We start from the raw sequence: 21,137 nt of genomic DNA, 5'->3' as shown, positions 1-21,137 counted from the left end.
CCCTATCACCTCACTAAATTCGTTTTTACGCTTGAACCGAGTGCATCTCTTACCCAGCTATTCATCTCATACGAACGCACGCGAAGTGCTAATCGCTCTTTCGATTTAGGTCCATTTCCACTAACAATTTGCTTAAATTCTTGCCAATCCGGCTGCTGATACGTCCATTCAGCAGTTGCTTCATCATACGTTAACGTCTCATCTGGTATGGTTAAGCCCAAGGCCCAAACTCTTGGAACATACTTCGTAAGAAATTCCTGTCTCAGCTGTTCATTTGTTTTCGTTCGGAGCTTATAGCGCATATTCTTATCCTGATTCGTGTGACCAGTATCCGCTTTTGATTTCGGTCCAAAAAACATGAGAAGAGATGGCCACCAATTATTAATAGAATCTTGTAATAAGGTACGCTGCTCCTTTGTTCCTTCCGCTAGAGCCATAATGATGCTTTCCCCATGCTGAGCATGAAACACCTCTTCCGCACAGATGCGTTTCAGAGCACGGCCATACGGTCCATAAGAAGTTCCTAACATCATCGTTTGCGAAATAATTGCCGCTCCATCTACTAACCAAGCAATCACTCCAGCATCTCCCCAAGTCGGTGCCTCCATATGAAAAACATTATGGAATTTCAACCTTCCAGAAAAAAGGTCCTGCATAATGTCATCGCGACCTTTTCCTAGTGGTTCCATTAAATCCTCAGCTACACGGAGCAGTAACTGTCCATGCCCCATTTCATCCTGTACTTTAGCCATAATCGCAAGCTTTCTATAAAGGGTAGGGGCTTTAGGAACCCATTCTTTCTCTGGTAACGCCCCCATGATTTCACTAATTCCATGCATTGAAATTAACCTAATCAAGGCTTCTCGATAATCATCTGGCATCCAATCATCCGCTTCAATCTTTTCTCCATTATCAATACGATCCATAAACTGAGCCATTTGATGTTCTGAAGTTACCACTATTCCACACACCACCTATATAACGTTTATTTAACGTCATTATATTTTATTGTCATACAAATATCAATCGTTTTCTGATTATTCATAATAAAAAGCTGATCCCACTAGGATCAGCTTTTTGGTTTAGACGTTCATTTGTTTTCTAAGAGCTTTTCTCAGAATTTTCCCAGTCGTGTTTTTCGGAAGTTCTTCAATGAATTCGATTGTCGTGGGACACTTATATTTCGCTAAATGTTCTTTGCAAAAGCTCATAACTTCTTCTTCTGAAATCTTTTGCTTCGTTACAACAAAAGCCTGCACTGCTTCCCCAAAATTCGGATCAGGTATCCCGACAACTGCAGCCTCTACAATTTCTGGGTGCTTGTAAAGAACCTCCTCTACTTCTCTTGGATAAACGTTATAACCTCCGACGATTACCATATCTTTTTTGCGATCCACTATATAGAAGTATCCCTCTTCATCCATTCTTGCTAAATCGCCTGTAAAGAGCCAACCTTCTTTAAGGGTAACGGCTGTATCCTCCGGCATTTTATAATACCCCTTCATCACATTAGGTCCCTTAACTGCCAGTTCACCAACCATCCCTACCGAAAGCTCTTGCCCAAGTTCATCAACTACTTTGTTTTCGACATTAGTAATGTTACGACCAATTGAACCAGCTTTCCTAGGTCGGTCTAATGGATTGAAGCACGTAACGGGAGCCGCTTCTGATAACCCATATCCCTCAGAAATGCGGACGTTAAACTTTTCTTCAAAACGGTGAAGAAGGGCGACAGGCAAGGAAGACCCTCCAGAAATACAAATACGCATATGTTGAAAATATTCAGCACGGCCTTCAGGATATTGATAGAGGAAATTATACATTGTTGGTACACCTGCGAAAATTGTTGCTTTGTATTTCTCAGCAACACGAAAAACTTCTTGAGGACTGAACTTAGGAAGGATGACAATGGTTCCGCCTGATATAAGCGGTGCATTCATTGAAACAGTCATGCAGAATACATGAAACATCGGAAGGGCTGTAATCACCACATCCTGTGAGGAGATTTGGAGATATGATCCTGTATCTGATGCATTGCTAAATATATTCCTATGGGTAAGCATTGCACCTTTTGGTTTTCCGGTAGTACCGGATGTATAAAGAATAACAGCAAGATCATCTTCATTAATGGTTATTTCCGGTAGTGACCTACCTTGATCTTCAATCATATTTGTAAACGTTTTCAATTTGATGTTTGAAATCATTCTACTTTCTGTTCCCTCTCCTGTATAAACAACTAGACCTACACCATAAAGTTGGTCGGCCATTTTTTCAACGAGAGGTAGTGCCTGCTCTAACGTCACGATTGCTTTCACATCTCCATTATGAAGGAGATAGCCGATTTCATCAGGGGTATAGATAGGATTGATTGGAATGATGACTGCACCCGCTCTTAATGCACCGTAATAACTAATTAGAAATTCCGGCGAGTTTCCTAAAATAAGGGCTATATGATCGTCTTTCTTTACTCCTTCTGCCGATAAATTCGCAGCAAACATAGAAACCTTATGCTCAAACTCTTTGTAAGATACAGCATTATCTTGATAAATGTATGCCTGTTTCTCAGGATAAGTGGCAGCTGTCTCTGTTAATTGCTGAGATAAATTCATTCGCTCTCCTCCTATGTGAATGAGTAATCATTCATTTTTAATTTTCTAAATATATTATATTGGAAGAAAATTTCAGTAGCAAGGGGAACAGAGCAAAGTTCATAATTTAAATCAAAACAGCAAAAGTATCTTTTAGTGATAATCGTGTTAAAAAGCAATTCTCCCTCGTTTTAGTAAGCTAGTTAGAAAGCCAATCTCACATGAAATAAAAAAATTAAGAAGCTGGCCTCCCAGCTTCTTTCATTTAATAAAGAAGATCGATAAACTCTTCTTTTGTTATTTTCCCAAAATAATGAGAAACATCTAAATTTTGAAGTGCTTCTTCCAATGAACCAGGTTCATAACGAACACCAACTAATTTGTTTTCAAGTTCTTTTACATCACCAACACCAAAGAAATCTCCAAAAATGGTAGCCTGTTCGATGTATCCTTTTTTAACTTCAAGTCGAACATCAATCGAACCAATCGGAAAGCGTTTGGAATGCTGAACATTAAACTTCGGTGAACGACCATAATTCCAATCCCAGTTTTTATAGCGCTCTTCAGCAATTTTGTGAATCGCCTCCCAATCCTTTTCCTTCAGATTATAAGATGGGATCTCCTCTTTCTCTTCGAAAATATACTGAAGTAGCGTTTGTTTAAACTCTTCTCGCGTCATCTCCTGATCCATATGCTCACTAATATTCGTAACACGACTTCGAATTGATTTAATCCCTTTCGACTCGATTTTTTCTTTGTTTACTTTAAGTGCTTTTACGACATTCTCTAAGTTGACATTAAACATAAGCGTACCATGACTATACATTCTACCTTTTGTCGAAAACTGAGCATTGCCTGAAATTTTCTTGCCATTCACGAGCAAATCATTTCGTCCACTTAGCTCTGCGTCGACACCGAGCTTACCAAGAGCCCTCACAACCGGATCCGTAAATTTCTTATAGTTATGAAAGCTGTTTCCATCATCCTTTGTAATAATACTAAAGCTTAAATTACCTTGATCGTTATAGACGGCTCCACCACCAGAAAGACGACGGATCACATCCACGTTATTTTCGCGTATATAACTCGTATCAATCTGCTCAATCGTATTCTGGTTTTTTCCTACAATCACTGTCGGATTCATCGAGTAAAACAACAAGTACGTTTCCTCAGGATCAAGCTCCTTCAAAATGTATTCCTCTATTGCCAGATTAAGCCCCGCATCCATGATGTTTTCATTATCTATATAAAGCATAGCCTTACCTCCTGTTTATTCTTCTTCTATTCTAATGAAATATCAGTAAGGAATCAAAACCTGATACTTATGACACCCTGACAAAAGAACGAAAAACCCCACCTACACTACCCTTTCCCCGCTCTCGCTCTACGAATATTGTAAACAAACGTACTATGAGGAGGAGCAATATGAAAATCGTTTATTACGAAAAAGGTGAAATCCCTGTCATCGTAGGGGCATCAAACCTAAACTCAAGCCTAACCATTGAACAAATCAAATCCGAAGGCGAAAAAAAATCCAAAGAACTAGCCAGACTACTCGGCCGAGAAATCGGCTTCCTAATGGACATGAACGGAAAACTAGACTCAACATTAGGGGAATAAAGAAAAGCGGAAGCCTCCGTTTAGACACGGCAGGCACTGGAGCCCTATAACTTGAACACGCTCTTTGTGTTCGAGTTATAGGGTGAAGTGACCAAGTGTCTGGAGGCTGCAGCTAGACATGAAAAGCGGAAGCGCCCGTTTAGCCTCGACAAGCGCTGGAGGGCCTTCATTTGAACACGGTTTTTGTGTTCGGATGAAGGCCTGAAGCGATCGAGACCCTGCCCGCTGCATACTTCCCATTAAAAAACCAGAACGGCAATATCGTTCTGGTTTTTCACTATAACTATTTTTCTGAATTCCACACGAGCCCCGTAGATGCAAGCATCACTTCACCATCGAAATGTTGTTTAGCATCCTTCTCAAGTTCTGATAAATCACCAAAGTGCGGAAGATGTGTCAGCATCAGTGTAGATACATCCGCTTCTTTTGCAATTTTAGCAGCATCCGTACTATTCATGTGTCCCATCTGAGAGCCATCCATATCACTGTATAGATTACATTCGGAAATGAGTAGGTCAGCTCCAGCAGAAAACGTTTCAAATTCTTTTATATAGCTAGAATCTGCAGTAAACACCATGCTATGCTCTCCATCTGTTACCCTTATTGCGTAACAAATAACTGGGTGCTTTGTTTTTTGAAAAGTAATAGAGAAAGGACCAAGTTCCAAAATATCTTCTTCTCTATATTCCCTTGCTTCTGTATAAGGCTTATGATCCAAGCTATTAAATCCAGCTTCATCATATGGATGACCATAGATTGGCAACACAGGAAGCTCAGATTTAATTTTTGATTGAATTAAGCGACCGTGGTAAAGAACACCTGTATCTGCAATGTGGTCAGGATGATAATGACTAATGATTACACTATCAAGCTCTTCTACAGATAGATGATGTTGGAGTTGAGATAGAACTCCGCTTCCACAGTCAATTAACAGGTTGTACCCTTCACTCTGAATGAGATATCCTGCACTCGCTTCTCCAGCCTTAGGGTATCCCCCCCATGGTCCTAAAACAGTGATTTTCATGCTTTTTACCTCCCCTGTTTTTTCTCTAATAAGGCACGAGCCGTATAATGATCCGTTACCAAAACATTTGCGTAGCCACCTTGCAACGCCCCGTAAATCGCTTCAACTTTCTTCGGACCGCCTGCAGCTAATATTGCTTTCTCTTTCCTTGAAAGATCTTCAAGATCAATTCCGATTGTTCGTTCATTTAACTCCTCATGAATAAGCATTCCCTTTTCATCAAAGAAGCGTGAACAAATTTCTCCTACAGATTTTGAATGAATCGCTTCAAGCTCTTGTTCTGACACATAATCAGCTTGAACAATAACAGAGTCATTTGTTGGAATTCCAACACTATAAAGAGCGATATTCGCATTTCGGCCCATATCAAGCACACGCCGAATGTGCCTATCCTCTTCCATTGTTTGCTTTACAAGAAGGTGATCTACAATAGCCGGAACAGGCAAGAAGTGACTTGTAGCATGAAAGGCACGACCAATCATTTGAATGACTTCGTAAGCGTATGTGTTAGTTTCGGAATAACTAATTCCTCCGTTTAATTGTACAACTGAAACGTTTTTAAGTAATTGATGACGAAGATTCTTACCGATTTCATTCAGAGTTGTTCCCCAGGAAACTCCTATTAAATCATTATCTTGAATAGTTGCATTTAAATAATCAGCTGCAATTTTACCGATATGTTTTTTTACAAGTTGATCTTCAAATTCTGGAACAATTGCGACTCTGGCATCTAAAAGTCCATAAGCTTCTGCAAGATCGGTAGCAAGCAAATGCACATCCTGTGAAGGATCATGAATCTTGATTTCAACAATTCCTTCTCTTTTCGCTTGCTTTAATAAACGGGAAACAGTTGGCCTTGAAACCTCAAGTCTCTTAGCGATTTCCTGTTGACTATAGTCTAATTGGTAGTATAAGCGTGCGGCCTCTACTACCTTTGTAAGTTTATCCTTTTCCATAGCAACACCTGTGTATTCAAAATTGGTTATCTTTTGGTAAGAAAAAGGCTTTCAGAAAGACCATTTTCGCCTTCTGAAAGCCTCTCACTCTCAACTAAAACCTATTGTATTATTTAGAGAGCATTGTCTTAACTTTAGTTACAACATTTTCAGGCGTGAACCCAAACTCTTTGATTACCGTATCGCCAGGTGCAGAAGCTCCAAAGCGATCAATTGCAAGGATATCACCTTTTTGGCCAACATACTTATCCCAGCCAAATGAAACGCCCATCTCGATACCAAGACGTGCTGTTACATTGTCAGGTAGTACACTTTGCTTATAATCAGCAGACTGCTTATCAAAGCGATCCCAGCTTGGCATGCTGACAACTGATGCAGAAATACCTTCTTTTGCTAATAGTTCTTGAGCTTCAACAGCTAGACCTACTTCAGAACCAGATGCAAGAAGAATCGCTTCAGCGTCTTCTCCACCAGCTACAACGTAAGCTCCACGCTTAACACCTTCGTATGCTTGATCATGTGAATCTGTCACAACTGGAAGATTCTGACGAGAAAGCACTAGAGCAGTTGGGTGATTTGTTTCTTCAACGGATAGCTTCCAAGCAGCAGCCGTTTCGTTACCGTCTGCAGGACGAATAACTGAAAGACCTGGCATTGCTCGAAGTGAAGCTAGTTGCTCAACAGGTTCGTGAGTTGGACCATCTTCTCCTACCGCTACGCTATCATGAGTGAATACGTATGTTACCGGTACTCCCATCAATGCAGATAGACGAAGTGCAGGGCGAAGATAGTCAGAGAATACGAAGAACGTTGCTCCAAAGATGCGAAGACCTTTATGAAGCGCGATTCCGTTCATCGCCGCAGCCATGCCGAATTCACGTACTCCGAACCAGATATTGCGTCCGCTATAATCCGCTGGTGAAAAGTCCTGCTCATCTTTTAACATTGTTTTGTTAGAAGATGCAAGGTCAGCTGATCCACCGAAGATTTGCGCATTGTTTTTAGCAAGTGCGTTTAGAACTTCACCAGATGCCGCACGAGATGCTGTACTTGTTCCTCTTTCATAAGTAGGAACTTCACTATCCCATCCTTCAGGAAGTTCATTATTTAGAGCAGCAGTTAATTGCTTCGCAAGCTCAGGATATTGTTCTTCATAGCGTGCAAACAATTCATTCCATTCCTGTTCTTTCTTACTGCCAGCTTCTTTAAGTTCAGCAAACTGACCTTTCACTTCTTTAGGAATAAAGAAGTCTTCGTCAAACGTCCACTTATAGTTCTCTTTTACAAGTGCAATTTCATCTTTACCAAGAGGAGCACCGTGAGAAGTATTTTTGCCGCCTTTGTTTGGTGAACCATAACCAATTGTAGTTTTCACTTCAATTAGTGTTGGTTGCTCAGTATTGCTTTTCGCTTGTTTAAGAGCGTCTGCAATTGTATCCATGTCATTACCATCTTCAACACGGATAACTTGCCAGCCATATGCTTCATAACGCTGTTGTACGTTCTCTGAGAAGGACTGATCAAGATCACCATCAAGAGAAATATCATTAGAATCATACATTACTATAAGACGACCTAATTTCAAGTGAGCAGCTAGAGAAGCTGATTCTGAAGATACACCTTCCATTAAGTCACCATCACCACAGATGCTATATGTGTAATGATCCACAACATTGAAGTCGTCACGGTTATATGTTGCTGCTAAGTGACGCTCAGCCATCGCCATACCAGTTGCCATAGCAAGTCCCTGTCCAAGTGGACCAGTCGTTGCGTCAACTCCAGGTGTCTCACCAAATTCCGGGTGTCCTGGTGTATTGCTTCCCCATTGACGGAATGATTTTAAGTCTTCCATTGAAACATCATAACCAAATAAATGTAGCATGCTGTATAGAAGAGCAGAACCATGTCCTGCAGATAGAACAAAGCGATCACGGTTAAACCATTCTGGATTAGAAGGATTGTGATTTAAAAATTGGCTCCATAGCGTATAAGCCATTGGTGCAGCACCCATCGGCATCCCAGGGTGTCCCGAGTTCGCTTTCTCAACCGCATCGATTGCAAGCGTACGAATCGTGTTAACAGCAAGTGAATCCATTTGAGTCGTTGTCATATGTATACACTCCTTTTTTTATATTGAAATTTAGTAAACACACTCATGAACAAATGTACATTTGTTATTATACATGACTTAATCAAAAAGAAAAAGGAAACCGATCACTTTTCATGTAAATTCTTTTTCCCAAAATTAGCTTCCCTCGAAACAGAGAATTCAATCCTTTTAAAACCAATAAAATGATAACTAAATAAGCCTATGATAGCTTGTACAAAAGAATACGTGAGCGAATGCCCACGTTTCTTCCTATAGTAAATATGCTTTCACTTCATACGGTCTCATAATCGATTCATTCTGCAAGAGATGACTTACTTCCTCGTAATTATGAACCAGTAACTCTCCACCACTTAGGGTGTGAGGCAGCTTCATCTCACATGTTTCTTTTGAGAAGTTTGCTGCAAGAAGTAAGCTTCTACCATTATAGCTTCTTGTATACACGTACAAATTCTCATCTTCTTCTAAATGCAGCTGATAATCACCATGGATCATGACTGGAAGTTCTTTTCGAAGTCGAATCAAATTCTTATAAAAGTAAAAAGTAGAATCTTCATTACTTAAAGCCTTTCTCGCATTAACCTCATGATAATTGTCGTTTACTTTTAGCCACGGATTACCCGTCGTAAATCCAGCGTTCTCCTCTTCAGTCCACTGCATAGGGGTTCGCGCATTATCACGACCTTTTTTATGGATCGCCTCTAAAACTTTCTCTGGTGTTTCTCCTTTTTCAATAACTTCTTCTGTATACATATTAAGCGTTTCTATATCTTCATATTCTTCAATTGAATTGAAGTAGACATTCGTCATACCAAGCTCCTGACCTTGATAAATATAAGGCGTACCTTGAAGAAAATGAAGCCAGGCTGCAAGCATTTTTGCTGATGTTACTCGATATTCCTGGTCATCACCGAATACGGAAACTGAGCGAGGTTGATCGTGATTCTCCATGTAAAGACTGTTCCACCCATTTCCGTGTAGCTCAGTTTGCCATTTTGAAATAATCCGCTTTAAATCAGTGAGTTTCCATGGCTGCTGATCCCACTTCCCACCAGGTCCACTCGTCACATCCATATGTTCGAATTGAAAGAGCATGTTTACAATACCGGTGTCTTCATTTGTGTACCTTTTTCCATCCTCAGGTGTCGCCATTGGCATTTCACCAACAGTCATAGCATTGAATTTCTTCAGAACCTTTTCATTCATTTCATTCATATAATCAATAAATTTAGGTCCATTTACAAAATGCTCTCCTCCCCATTGATAAGGAGAATCTGCTGTTACTTCGGCATCTGGTAAACCAGGGGTTTTGGAAATCAAATTAATGACATCCATTCTGAATCCATCCACCCCTTTATCTAGCCAGAATTTCATCAGATCATAGACTTCTTCTCTCAATTTTTCATTTTCCCAATTTAAATCAGGCTGCTTTTTTGAAAATAGATGAAGAAAATATTCCTGACTCTCCTCATCGTACTGCCATGCAGACCCACCGAAAAAGGAGCCCCAATTGTTAGGAGGCTGATCCCCTTTTCCTTCTCGCCATATATAGTAATCACGATATGGATTATCCTTCGATTTCCTCGCTTCAGAAAACCATTTGTGCTCATCAGAAGAATGATTAACAACGAGATCCATAACTAGACGAATCCCTCTATTGTGCATCTCTTCTAACATCTCATTCCAATCTTCTATCGTACCGAACTCATCCATAATGTTTCGATAATCACTTATATCATATCCATTATCATCATTCGGTGACTGATACACTGGTGAGAGCCAAACGACATCTATTCCTAACTCTTTTAAATAATCGAGCTTTTCCGTAATTCCCTTAATATCTCCAATGCCATCACCGTTGCTATCATTAAAACTTCGAGGATATATTTGATAAACGACGCTTTCCTTCCACCACTGCTGTGCCATGCTGCATCCTCCTAGAAAAAGATAATTTCTTAATTTGCGCAAACGTTTTCACTAACTATTATAAAAGAATGCTGATTATAGTACAACAGCTAACAATCCCTAGTTTCCCCTCAATAAGGACAAGTTCTTTTATAAATGAATCAAGGATTGGTATAATAGAATTTATCGGCAAACCCTTCCAAACGAAGGAAGAATGTAGAACGAGAGGAGATAGGAGCAACAATGAGCATCATCCAAGTAAAAGATCTAAAGAAATCGTTCGGAGATTTAGAAGTACTTAAGAATATTAATACAGACGTAAAAGAAAAAGAGGTTGTATGCGTCGTTGGTCCTTCTGGCTCAGGTAAAAGTACCTTTCTTCGGTGTTTAAATAAATTAGAAGAAATAACTGGTGGTAGTGTGATCGTAAACGGCCACAACATAGCTGACCCTAAGACGAATATCAACAAAGTTCGACAGGATGTTGGAATGGTTTTTCAACATTTTAACCTTTTCCCTCATAAAACCGTACTTGAAAATGTGACATTAGCCCCAATTAAAGTCAAAGGGGATAACAAACAAAACTCAGCCCAAAAGGCGAAGGAGCTTCTCGCAAAAGTTGGCCTTGAAGATAAAGCCAATAATTATCCAGGGGAACTATCAGGGGGGCAAAAGCAGCGTGTCGCTATAGCAAGGGCTCTTGCTATGGAGCCAAAAGTTATGCTTTTCGATGAACCAACCTCTGCACTTGACCCTGAAATGATTGGTGAAGTTCTAGAAGTCATGAAAGACCTTGCCAAAGAAGGTATGACGATGGTTGTTGTCACACATGAAATGGGGTTTGCTCGTGAAGTAGGCGATCGTGTGATTTTCATGGACGGGGGATATATCGTTGAAGAAAATGTTCCAAATGAACTGTTCTCAAATCCTCAAAACGAACGGACGAAAGCTTTCTTAAGTAAAATCCTATAACAAAACGTGCAGGGAAAACCTGCACGTTTTGTTATTATGTAGAACGTATTCAAAATTTTCATGAAGCAATATCTTGCTAATTCCCTCTACTCTTCTTCATTATCAATAACATCAAATATCTTTCTAGATTCAAATAAATCCACTACCTTATTCAACCACTCATAGTATCCCAACGCATAAGACATTTTATCTAAATCTGCTTCTGCCGTCATTTTTTCTTCGTTAGAAATATCATTCTCCAGTACGTCCATAAGTTCAGAAATGGATTCTCTACAAGCATCTCTATTCATTTCAATTCCTTTACGCCAGTGAATACAAAAGAAATCTGTAAAGGTTTGATACCAATCTGACTTCACCTCGTAAAGATCTTTACGCTCGCCCTTTCTCCATACCTTATCAACCATATTTAAGTCGATTAAAGTTCTTACTCCGGTAGACATACTTGTCTTACTCATTTGAAGTTTATCCTTCATTTCATCAAGAGTCATTGGCTCTTTCTCAAAGAACATTGCTCCGTATAGTCGCCCCACAGAAGGCGTGACGCTATATATATCCATATTTTTAGAGATGGATTCAATAACACGTTCTCTCGCATTCTCTACTCTATTATCTCGCAAACTATGCACCTACTTTTCCAATCGTTTGTCATTTCATAGTTTAGTGTTAACCTCGTTGATTGTAAAGTTTACATGTGAACCGTGTAGCATATACTAGCATCCTTGACGATACTTAAGCATTTACCTGTTTAGTTTGTACAGTTTTTTCTGTATGTACTGAATTAACTGATTTTGAGCTCTCACGACGTTTGTAGTATTAAGTACCTACGCTCTATACTTAATAGGTCGGTAAAAAAAGACTAGTAAATGACTGATTATCGTAAATTTCGACATATTTCAGTGATTTTTGTAACTTTAACCGTTGAAATTTATTAATAAAGGCAGAGGTGAAACTATGGAAAAAGCCAAAATTACTGTAAAAGACGTAACAAAAGTATTTGGCAAATCGCCCAAACAAGCTATAAAGCTATTAGATCAGGGCAAATCAAAAAGTGAAATACTTAAAGAAACTGGAAATACTGTGGGTGTAAATCGAGCAAGCTTCGATGTATATCCCGGTGAAATCTTTGTCATCATGGGGCTATCAGGTAGTGGTAAATCTACGCTTGTTCGTCTACTCAATCGATTAATTGAACCAACTTCAGGTCAGGTTCTCATTGATGATGAAGATATCGTCAGGATGAAACCTGAACAGCTTCGTGAAGTGAGAAGAAAGAAGCTTAGTATGGTATTCCAACGCTTTGCTCTTTTTCCACATCGTACTGTTCTTGAAAACACGGAATATGGACTAGAGGTACAAAGTATTGGCAAAGAAAACCGAGCAAAAAAAGCGCAAGAATCACTTGAACTTGTTGGTTTGAAAGGATATGAAAATAGTTTTCCTTCTGAATTAAGTGGTGGTATGCAGCAGCGTGTTGGTCTTGCTCGTGCTCTTGCGAACGATCCAGATGTACTATTAATGGATGAAGCATTTAGTGCACTAGATCCGCTTATTCGTAAAGACATGCAAGATGAGCTCCTTGAACTTCAAGAATCAATGGAAAAAACGATCGTCTTTATTACACATGACCTCGATGAAGCACTTCGCATTGGAGATCGCATTGCATTAATGAAAGACGGTTCTATCGTTCAAATTGGTTCTCCAGAAGAAATCATGACAAATCCTGCAAATGACTACGTTGAACGATTCGTTGAAGATGTGGATCTTTCAAAAGTGTTAACAGCTTCACACGTAATGAAACGTGCTGAAACGCTACGAGCTGATCGTGGGCCACGTGTTGCGCTGGAGCTTATGAGAGAACAAAAATTATCCAGTATTTATATTGTTGATAAAAAGAAAAAGCTGTTAGGCGCTATTACAGCAGATGCTACGGCAAAAGCTATTGAGGAAAAGAAAGATATAAATGACATTTTGATTACAGACCTTCCTACTGTATCACCAGAGACTTTACTAACGGATATGTTTGTGAAAATGGCAGACTCATCCCTTCCTCTCCCCGTTGTCGATGAAGCCGATAAATTTCAAGGCATCATTGTAAGAGGAGCAGTTATCGGGGCACTCGCAGGCCACGAAACTGAATCCACGAAAGGCGAGGTGAACTAAATGCAACTTTTTCCTAAAATACCACTAGCTGACTGGGTTGATAGTATTGTTGATACGTTAACCGATAACCTTGAACCAGTTTTCGATAGTATTACATCTGGGATTGATTGGTTCGTAGAAGGGATCGTTTCCATACTAGGTTTCCCGCCAGCTCTTGTTCTCATTGCAATCTTTACGATTCTGGCATGGTGGTCTAGTCGCTGGCCAATAGCTGTATTCACGTTACTTGGACTTCTGTTAATCGATAATCTCGGTTATTGGGACCCAACTATTCAAACGCTAGCACTTGTTTTAACTTCGGTCATCATATCGATTATTCTCGGTGTACCACTTGGGATCTGGGCATCACAAAGTGACCGTGTAAGAGGAATTATCACACCGATATTGGATTTCATGCAGACAATGCCTGCATTCGTATATCTCATCCCAGCTATTCTATTCTTTGGGATTGGTATGGTACCCGGAATCATAGCTTCTGTTATCTTTGCAATGCCTCCTACGATTCGTCTTACGAATCTCGGCATTCGTCAGGTGCCTGAAGATTTAATCGAAGCATCTAATGCATTTGGATCTACAACAAAACAAAAGTTGTTTAAAATACAACTCCCACTTGCTACTCCAACGATCATGGCAGGAATTAACCAAAGCATCATGCTTTCACTATCAATGGTCGTTATTGCATCTCTAGTAGGTGCACCAGGTCTCGGAGCAGACGTATATCGTGCTGTAACGCAGATCAAAGTTGGTATTGGTTTTGAAGCTGGTCTTGCAATTGTTATTCTAGCGATTATGCTTGACCGGATTTCTCAAAATATAGGTAAAACAAAAAATTAAGGGGGAATTACATGTTTAACTTTAAAAAAGGGTTAACAGGACTTGCACTATTTTTGTCACTCACATTGATTCTTGCTGCTTGTGGCGGTAACAATGGCGGAGATAGCAGTGAAGGTTCCAGCGAAGGCGGTACTAACGTTGGAGAAGCAGTAGATTACGAAATCGTAGGAATTGAACCAGGCGCTGGTATTATGAAAGCTACGACATCTGCACTTGAAGAGTACGATAGCCTTAAGGGTTGGGAATTAATCGAGTCCTCTTCAGCTGCTATGGCTGCAGAACTTGGTAAAGCAATTGATGATGAAGAACCGATTATCGTTACTGGTTGGACACCACATTGGATGTTCGCGAAATACGACCTTAAATACCTTGAAGATCCACAAGGTCTTTATGGAGAAGAAGAAAACATCGAAACTTTTGCACGTATGGGGTTAAAAGAAGATCAGCCTTCTGCTCATACAATTCTTGATCAGTTCAACTGGACTCCAGAAGACATGGGCGATGTTATGGTCGAAGTACAGGAAGGTGCTAAGCCTGAAGAAGCAGCACAAAACTGGGTAGACGAACATTCCGACATGGTAGAAGAATGGACTAAAGGTGCTGATGAAGTAGACGGTGAAGAAATCTCACTTGCATATGTAGCATGGGATTCTGAAATCGCAAGTACGAACGTAGTAGCTAAAGTTCTTGAGAGCGTAGGCTATGAGGTTAAATTAACTCAACTTGATGCAGCTTCTATGTTCATCGCTGTTTCTGAAGGTGATGCTGACGCAATGGTAGCTGGATGGCTTCCAATTACACACGCTGACCTTCTAGATGAATATGGTGACAACATGGACCGTCTTGGAGTAAACCTTGAAGGTGCGAAAACAGGACTTGTTGTTCCATCATACGTTGAAGCTGAATCGATTGAAGATTTAAAACCAGCTGAATAACATAAATGAAAAAGCGAGATGAGGAATTCCTCATCTCGCTTTTTTTATTAATCAATCAATCCTTTTTCTTTCAAGAATTCCATTGCAACATCCTCAGGCTCTTCTCCATCCATATCCACTTTTGCATTCATTTCAGACATTTCTTCTTCTGAAATACTTCCAGCAAATTCGTTCACAACCTTCTCAAGATCAGGATGTGAATCAAGAACTTCCTGTCGAACAATTGGCGCAGCATAATATGGTGGGAAGAATTGCTTATCGTCTTCAGTTGTTGCAAGATCAAAACGAGCAATTCGTCCATCAGTTGTAAAGGCAGGAATCACATCGACTTCACCTTCATTTAAAGCATCGTACATGATATTCGGATCAAGACTCACTTCGTCTTTGAAATTAAAACCATAAGCTTCTACTAGGGCATCGTAACCATCTTCTCTTTCGTAGAACGTGTGTGGTCCACCAAATACCATATCATCTGAAGCTGGGATAATGTCCGAGAACGTTTTTGCATTTACCTCTTTATTTGTGTCTTGAGTCATAGCAAGCGTGTAGCCATTCTCAAATCCAAGTGGTTCAAGCCAAACAAGATTATATTCATCTTTGTATCCTTTTTTCACGCGTTTAAAAATCTCATCAGCTGACTCATCTGATTCAGCACTTTCCTTAAGTACCGCTTCAAGACCTGTACCTGTATATTCCACGTACATGTCAATATCACCATCGATAAGCGCCTGTTGTAGAATATTTACTTCACCAACACCTGCATCAACCTCTACTTCATAATCACTGTTAGCCTTTATGTACTCCGCAAGAAGGTGTGGTAAGATATATTGCTCAGTCCAGGGCTTACCGGAAATAACGATCGGATCACTTTCTTCACTTCCGCTATCTCCTCCACATGCAGCAAGAACCATGACAACTCCTAGTAAAAGTAAGGTAATTCTCTTCAAACGAATCTCTCCCTTTATTTTTTTGCTTTAACTCCTTTAGGAGTTGCCGCATTTTCTAATAATTTTAGAATTAAATCAAACCCAAGAGCCAGAATAGTTGCAGGAAGTGCACCAGCTAATACGAGCTCATCTTTATTCGAGGTAAGACCACGATATATAATATCGCCAAGTCCTCCTGCACCTACAAAAGTAGCGAGAGTGGCAACTCCGATTGTTAGGACAGTAGCTGTTCTGACACCAGCCATTATAACCGGTAGAGAAAGAGGCACTTCAATCTTCATCAAAATTTGCATATTCGTCATACCCATCCCTCTTCCAGCTTCAATAGAAGAATGATCTACGGAAGTGATGCCAGTGTACGTATTTCTGAGGATTGGAAGAAGCGCGTAAACCGTTAAAGCAATAATAGCAGTTATGTTTCCAATCCCTAGAAATGGAATAAGAAACCCGAACAGGGCTAAACTTGGTACTGTTTGAAAGATAGCTGCAACCGCAATGAATGGCTCCGCTAGCTTCTTTCTCCGTGAAATAAAAATACCAAGTGGAACAGATATTAATATCGCAATCACAATAGAGATGAACGAAAGGAAAAGGTGCTCCTGAAGTGCTACTAGTATATCATCCCAACGATTCTGCATCGTCTCAATAAATAGAATGAAAAAATTCTCGTCATTCATTCAGGCTTCCCTCCTCTCTTTGATCATATTGCTCAAGTCCTGCTAACCCTCTCATCATACTACTTCTTGTAACTAATCCTGTAAGCTTATTATCTTCAACTACAGGGATACTGATCGGCTGATTTTCAGCAAATCGTTTTGCTATTTCAGGGTAGAGCGTGCTCTCATTAATGGACTCGATCACTTCAATCACATCCACAATTCGTTTCCTATCATCACCATAATGGTTTTGGACATGTTCTAGCGTAACGACACCGATATATTCCTGCTCTGGCCCTGTTACAACCAGGCTATCGACTCGCTCTGATTTCATTAGACGGAACGCTTCTGCAAGACCTCTACTTTCTTTCACAGTTGCTACTTTTCTAATCATTAAATCGACAGCTGTTGGAGCTTGCCCTTTAGCCATTCGTTCATCACCTATGAAATTGCGGACAAATTCATTCTTAGGGTGGCGTAGCAAGCGATCCGGCGTATCTAGCTGAAGTATTTCGCCATCTTTCATAATGGCAATACGATCGGCGATTTTCATAGCTTCATCCATGTCGTGCGTAACGAAAACAATTGTTTTCTGAATTTCTTTCTGTAGCTTTACAAGCTCGTCCTGAAGCTGTTCTCGACTAATAGGATCTAATGCGCTAAATGGCTCGTCCATCAAAATAATTGGTGGTTCTGCTGCAAGTGCACGAATGACACCAACTCTTTGCTGTTGACCGCCACTCAATTCTAGTGGATAGCGAGACCGAAAAATAGAAGGTTCTAACCCTACAAGATTAAGCATTTCATCGACGCGCTTATCTATTTTATCTTTGTCCCATTTTTTCAGTTTGGGAATTAAGGCAATATTTTCAGCAATAGTCATATGTGGCAAAAGTCCAATTTGTTGAATGACATATCCAATGCTTCTTCTTAGTTCAACCGGGTCCTGATCCGATATTGGTTTTCCATCAATATAAATTTGTCCACCACTTGGCTCTATTAATCGATTAATCATCTTCATAGTAGTCGTTTTTCCACAGCCGCTTGGCCCAATGAGCGTTAATAACTCGCCCTTTTCAATATGTAAATTAATATCCTTTAGTGCTTCAGTACCATCAGCAAATTTCTTACTAATATGCTCGAAAGTAATCATTCTATCGCCTCTCCTGCCTCCCGAAAAATCCATAACTTCATAATACTTACCCTTCCATAACCTAATATGAAACCCTCAATTGCGCTTCATCACAACTTTCTTACTATTACTGTATCGTTTTTCCATTCATTTATCAAAAGAAAAGAGGCCGTCTCTATCAAATGATAGAGACGGCCTCCTTGTTTCATTATTCATTCATAGCTGGTTCCAAGCCATGCTTTTTACGCTTTTTCAATTCTACAAAGAAGAAGGTAATGGTTCCAATAGCAAAGATCGCAATAAATCCTAAGAGAACATATACATTTTGCCACATGAAGTCAAAATCACCACTTGAAATGACGGCTTTCAAACCAGAAACTGTATACGTCATTGGCAACCATGTGTTAAAGATTTGTAGTCCTTCTGGAATTAACTCAAGCGGGAATGTTCCTGCACTTGTTGTTAATTGTAAAATCAAAACAATGATCGCTACAAATCGCCCTGGATCTCCTAACGTTGTTACAAAGAACTGAATCAACGCCATATAAGCGAGACTGGATACAATAGAGAAGAGTAGGAATAATGGAATACTCTGTACTTCTATTTGCAATCCGTATAATAGAAGCGCATCCGACACAAGCGCCTGAATCACTCCAACAGATAGTAGAATGCCATATTTGCTCATAAACCATCCAATTGCTGTACGTGGGCTTCCAGCCGGATCACGAAGTGGGAACACAATGGACATAAGTAGCGCTCCTACAAATAGACCAAGTGAAAGGAAGTATGGCGCAAAACCTGTTCCATAGTTTGGTACAGATGAGACGGCTTCTGTATCTACATTTACTGGATCAGCAAACATATTGTACGTTTCATCATCAGCATTTGTATTAGAAGTTTCCTCAGCCGCTTCGCCAAGTTTATCACGAAGCTCTGTTGTACCATCTGTGAGTTTCTGTGCCCCGCTGTCAAGATCTTTAGATCCATCCGCTAATTGACCTGCACCGGATGATAAATCAGACGAACCACCTTCTAGTTCTGATAGCCCACTCACAAGCTCTTGTGAACCACTTGATAGTCCATTCATTCCTGAGTTAATTGTGCCAACATTATCAATCATGCTGTTCCAACCAGTCGCTACAGTATCGTTACCATCTGCAACCCGCATTGCTCCTTCTTGAAGCTGAGCAATTCCAGACTCTGCTTGATTAATGCCATCACCAAGATCACTGAGTCCATCTTCTAGTTTTCCTTGTCCTTCATAAAGACCACTAGCACCTTGAGCAAGTTTCCTTTGTCCTTCTAATAGAGCATTCATCTTAGAAGATACACCTGAAAGTTTATCTGAAGCGTTAGCAAATGTCGTTGCTACTTCTCCAACTGACTTCGCCGCTGAACCAGATTTCTCAGCAATCGGTTGAAGCTGGCTAATTAGCGCCTGCTTCTGCTCATCCGTATATTGATCACTTGCTTGAATTGATTCAATTACGCCTTGCAGTTCTTTAGGTACTGCAGTTGCATTCGTTACTCCACTCGTTAGTGACTGTTTTAATCCTTCTGTATCAACTTCTGGTAATGAACTATTTTCTAATTCTGCAACAGATTGATCTAATCCAGCCATTAACTGCTTCGTTCCAGCGCGGCTTTCTTTAACACCAGATAGAAGTTCTTCTTGGCCAACTTTAAATTCACCCATTTTAGTACTAAGTTCTCCAAGCCCATTACTTACTCTTGAAGCTCCATCAGCTAGCTCACTAACTTCTGGTTGTTTTTCTTTTAAACCGTTTAATAAATCGGTTGTACCTTTATTTACCTTACTAATGCCATTTGCAAGATCAATGGACCCGTTTTCTGCACTACTAATGCCGTTGGTTAACTCAATTGACCCTTCATTGAGAGAGGCTAAGTTGTCTTTCAACTGCTGTGTACCGTCTTTCAATTCGGAAGAGCCATCAGCAAGCTCACCTGCACCATCTGTTGCTTCCGATAAACCATCAGCTATTTCACTGAACTTATCAAAGACAAGCTCACTGTAATTTTCAGTTATGTTCTCAGCAATTTGAGATTTAATTTCACTAACAGCCGTTCCACCGATCTGTCCAGCTAGAAAGTTAAAGCTTTCATTGGGAACATATTCAAGGTTTAGTTTATCCGGGTGTTCATCAAGAACAGTTGTCGATTTCTGAGAGAAGTTCTCGGGAATTTGGATTTTCATATAATAAGTTTGATCTTCAAGCCCTTTGTTTGCTTCTTCTTCATCTACGAAATCCCACTTGAACTCCGGTTCATCTTTCAGTTTATCTACTAATTCATTACCGATTTCAAGATGTTCCCCTTCGAAATCTGCCCCACTGTCACTATTTACAACAGCTACGGGAATTTGATCTAAATTTTCATAAGGATCCCAGAATGCCCACAAAAACATTCCACTATACATTACTGGAATAAACAACACCGCAATAACGGGAATTAAGATTTTTTTATTTTTTAACAATGACGACCATTCTGACCGAAATAGCCGAGATGATTTTTTCATTTTTGTCCTCCTGTCTATTTGACCAAATTTCTCAATTGGTCATTTTAAGCCAAAAAAAAGCATTGTTCTTTTTATATAAAAGCCTCGATTGACCAATTTTTAATTATGGTCATTTTTTGCTACAAAAAGTAATATAACACCGTTTCGTTAGAATAGCAATAGCAGTAGTCCACTTTCTTTGGATACTGCTACTTCAATTTAATCCCGCTCATCATATAAAATTCCAGGTGATTTGCAATTTCTTCTTTCGTAAATGAAGAATGAGTTTTTTCCCAGTCAAAAATGAGTGCAATATACATTTTAAACATAAGAAATGCTGTAAGAGAAGGATCACACTTCTTCACTTCACCATCAGAAATACCTCTCTCGATTTCTTGTTCCAGAAAAGAAAGAATGGCTTTCTCAACAAGATCAAGGGCGTCCATTGCTGCAGGCGTTCCAATTTCACGCACTTCTTGAGATAGCTTTATAGCTAATTTGTGCTCCTTCCGATGTTCCAGCACACTATAAAGAGCACGATGGAGATTGACAAAAAAGGACTCCTCTCTATGAATGGAATCTTGAGCAAGCCCCTTCAACTCCAACACCATACCTCTTACAATTTCATTGAATAGTTCTTCTTTATTTTTGAAAAAGGTATATATGGTTCCTTTTCCTACATTCGCAATTTTAGCGACTTGATCCATTGTCGTTGCTTTATAACCAAACATGGAAAAAGATTTTTCTGCTGCTTCTAAAATGCTTTTTCTTCGATCGAACGTCATT

Annotated in this window: 18 protein-coding genes; 5 read left to right on the top strand and 13 right to left on the bottom strand. The window is 39.8% G+C overall.

What is annotated here, in order from left to right:
* Nucleotides 1-5 precede the first annotated feature (5 nt).
* The 3 genes from paaA to AC0VYV_RS03290 all read right to left on the bottom strand — a co-directional run bounded on the left by paaA (nt 6) and on the right by AC0VYV_RS03290 (nt 3,843).
* On the bottom strand, nt 6-938 hold the full coding sequence (gene paaA / locus AC0VYV_RS03300) for a 1,2-phenylacetyl-CoA epoxidase subunit PaaA (RefSeq protein ID WP_475367448.1): 933 nt from the start codon (nt 936-938) through the stop codon (nt 6-8).
* Nucleotides 939-1,082: 144 nt separating this feature from the next.
* Complete coding sequence (locus tag AC0VYV_RS03295; protein WP_475366534.1) at nt 1,083-2,609, bottom strand: fatty acid--CoA ligase family protein; 1,527 nt, start codon at nt 2,607-2,609, stop codon at nt 1,083-1,085.
* A 244-nt stretch (nt 2,610-2,853) separates the two neighbouring features.
* Nucleotides 2,854-3,843 (bottom strand): lipoate--protein ligase, encoded by a 990-nt coding sequence (locus tag AC0VYV_RS03290; RefSeq protein WP_430246873.1) that lies wholly within the window; start codon nt 3,841-3,843, stop codon nt 2,854-2,856.
* Nucleotides 3,844-4,013: 170 nt separating this feature from the next.
* On the opposite strand from AC0VYV_RS03290, the gene AC0VYV_RS03285 reads away from it, so the two are divergent.
* Nucleotides 4,014-4,208 carry a hypothetical protein gene (locus AC0VYV_RS03285; protein ID WP_048313175.1) on the top strand — a complete coding sequence of 65 codons (195 nt, stop codon included), beginning with the start codon at nt 4,014-4,016 and terminating at the stop codon, nt 4,206-4,208.
* Nucleotides 4,209-4,491: 283 nt separating this feature from the next.
* Here the strand turns inward: AC0VYV_RS03285 and AC0VYV_RS03280 are convergent, their stop codons facing one another.
* The 4 genes from AC0VYV_RS03280 to AC0VYV_RS03265 form a co-directional block, all read right to left on the bottom strand.
* Nucleotides 4,492-5,232, bottom strand: coding sequence for an MBL fold metallo-hydrolase (locus AC0VYV_RS03280; protein ID WP_475366532.1), 741 nt, complete (start codon nt 5,230-5,232; stop codon nt 4,492-4,494).
* A gap of 5 nt (nt 5,233-5,237) precedes the next feature.
* Nucleotides 5,238-6,188, bottom strand: coding sequence for a sugar-binding transcriptional regulator (locus AC0VYV_RS03275; protein ID WP_430246875.1), 951 nt, complete (start codon nt 6,186-6,188; stop codon nt 5,238-5,240).
* A 109-nt stretch (nt 6,189-6,297) separates the two neighbouring features.
* Nucleotides 6,298-8,298: a transketolase gene (tkt, locus tag AC0VYV_RS03270; protein WP_475374445.1), complete on the bottom strand. Its 2,001-nt coding sequence runs from the start codon at nt 8,296-8,298 to the stop codon at nt 6,298-6,300.
* Between the two features lie 249 nt (nt 8,299-8,547).
* Nucleotides 8,548-10,221: an alpha-glucosidase gene (locus AC0VYV_RS03265; RefSeq protein ID WP_475366531.1), complete on the bottom strand. Its 1,674-nt coding sequence runs from the start codon at nt 10,219-10,221 to the stop codon at nt 8,548-8,550.
* Between the two features lie 222 nt (nt 10,222-10,443).
* On the opposite strand from AC0VYV_RS03265, the gene AC0VYV_RS03260 reads away from it, so the two are divergent.
* Nucleotides 10,444-11,172 (top strand): amino acid ABC transporter ATP-binding protein, encoded by a 729-nt coding sequence (locus AC0VYV_RS03260; protein ID WP_475366530.1) that lies wholly within the window; start codon nt 10,444-10,446, stop codon nt 11,170-11,172.
* Between the two features lie 86 nt (nt 11,173-11,258).
* Here AC0VYV_RS03260 and AC0VYV_RS03255 read toward each other — a convergent pair whose 3' ends face one another.
* Complete coding sequence (locus AC0VYV_RS03255; RefSeq protein ID WP_430246878.1) at nt 11,259-11,789, bottom strand: GbsR/MarR family transcriptional regulator; 531 nt, start codon at nt 11,787-11,789, stop codon at nt 11,259-11,261.
* 334 nt (nt 11,790-12,123) lie between these two features.
* On the opposite strand from AC0VYV_RS03255, the gene AC0VYV_RS03250 reads away from it, so the two are divergent.
* Genes AC0VYV_RS03250 through AC0VYV_RS03240 form a run of 3 tightly spaced genes read left to right on the top strand, consistent with a single transcriptional unit; the run spans nt 12,124 to nt 15,101 of the window.
* Nucleotides 12,124-13,332 (top strand): quaternary amine ABC transporter ATP-binding protein, encoded by a 1,209-nt coding sequence (locus AC0VYV_RS03250; RefSeq protein ID WP_475366529.1) that lies wholly within the window; start codon nt 12,124-12,126, stop codon nt 13,330-13,332.
* The gene (choW, locus tag AC0VYV_RS03245) at nt 13,333-14,166 is read left to right on the top strand and encodes a choline ABC transporter permease subunit (RefSeq protein ID WP_194220255.1); all 834 of its coding nucleotides are present in this window, start codon (nt 13,333-13,335) and stop codon (nt 14,164-14,166) included.
* 11 nt (nt 14,167-14,177) lie between these two features.
* Nucleotides 14,178-15,101: a glycine betaine ABC transporter substrate-binding protein gene (locus tag AC0VYV_RS03240; protein ID WP_475366528.1), complete on the top strand. Its 924-nt coding sequence runs from the start codon at nt 14,178-14,180 to the stop codon at nt 15,099-15,101.
* A gap of 47 nt (nt 15,102-15,148) precedes the next feature.
* On the opposite strand, the gene AC0VYV_RS03235 is transcribed toward AC0VYV_RS03240, so the two are convergent.
* The 5 genes from AC0VYV_RS03235 to AC0VYV_RS03215 all read right to left on the bottom strand — a co-directional run bounded on the left by AC0VYV_RS03235 (nt 15,149) and on the right by AC0VYV_RS03215 (nt 21,136).
* Nucleotides 15,149-16,048, bottom strand: coding sequence for a glycine betaine ABC transporter substrate-binding protein (locus tag AC0VYV_RS03235; RefSeq protein WP_242057315.1), 900 nt, complete (start codon nt 16,046-16,048; stop codon nt 15,149-15,151).
* Between the two features lie 14 nt (nt 16,049-16,062).
* Nucleotides 16,063-16,725, bottom strand: coding sequence for an ABC transporter permease (locus AC0VYV_RS03230; RefSeq protein WP_475374444.1), 663 nt, complete (start codon nt 16,723-16,725; stop codon nt 16,063-16,065).
* Nucleotides 16,718-17,857: an ABC transporter ATP-binding protein gene (locus AC0VYV_RS03225; protein ID WP_475374443.1), complete on the bottom strand. Its 1,140-nt coding sequence runs from the start codon at nt 17,855-17,857 to the stop codon at nt 16,718-16,720. The genes AC0VYV_RS03230 and AC0VYV_RS03225 overlap by 8 nt, the downstream gene beginning before the upstream one ends.
* A 187-nt stretch (nt 17,858-18,044) precedes the next feature.
* Nucleotides 18,045-20,372, bottom strand: a complete 2,328-nt coding sequence (locus AC0VYV_RS03220; RefSeq protein WP_430246884.1) for a YhgE/Pip family protein — start codon at nt 20,370-20,372, stop codon at nt 18,045-18,047.
* Between the two features lie 188 nt (nt 20,373-20,560).
* Nucleotides 20,561-21,136 (bottom strand): TetR/AcrR family transcriptional regulator, encoded by a 576-nt coding sequence (locus tag AC0VYV_RS03215; RefSeq protein WP_194219981.1) that lies wholly within the window; start codon nt 21,134-21,136, stop codon nt 20,561-20,563.
* Between the last annotated feature and the right edge of the window lies 1 nt (nt 21,137).

This window comes from Anaerobacillus sp. QJM3NY_17, assembly GCF_056173665.1.
The sequence above is the reverse complement of the archived record's forward strand: the minus strand, read 5'-3'. Positions and strand labels throughout refer to the sequence as shown.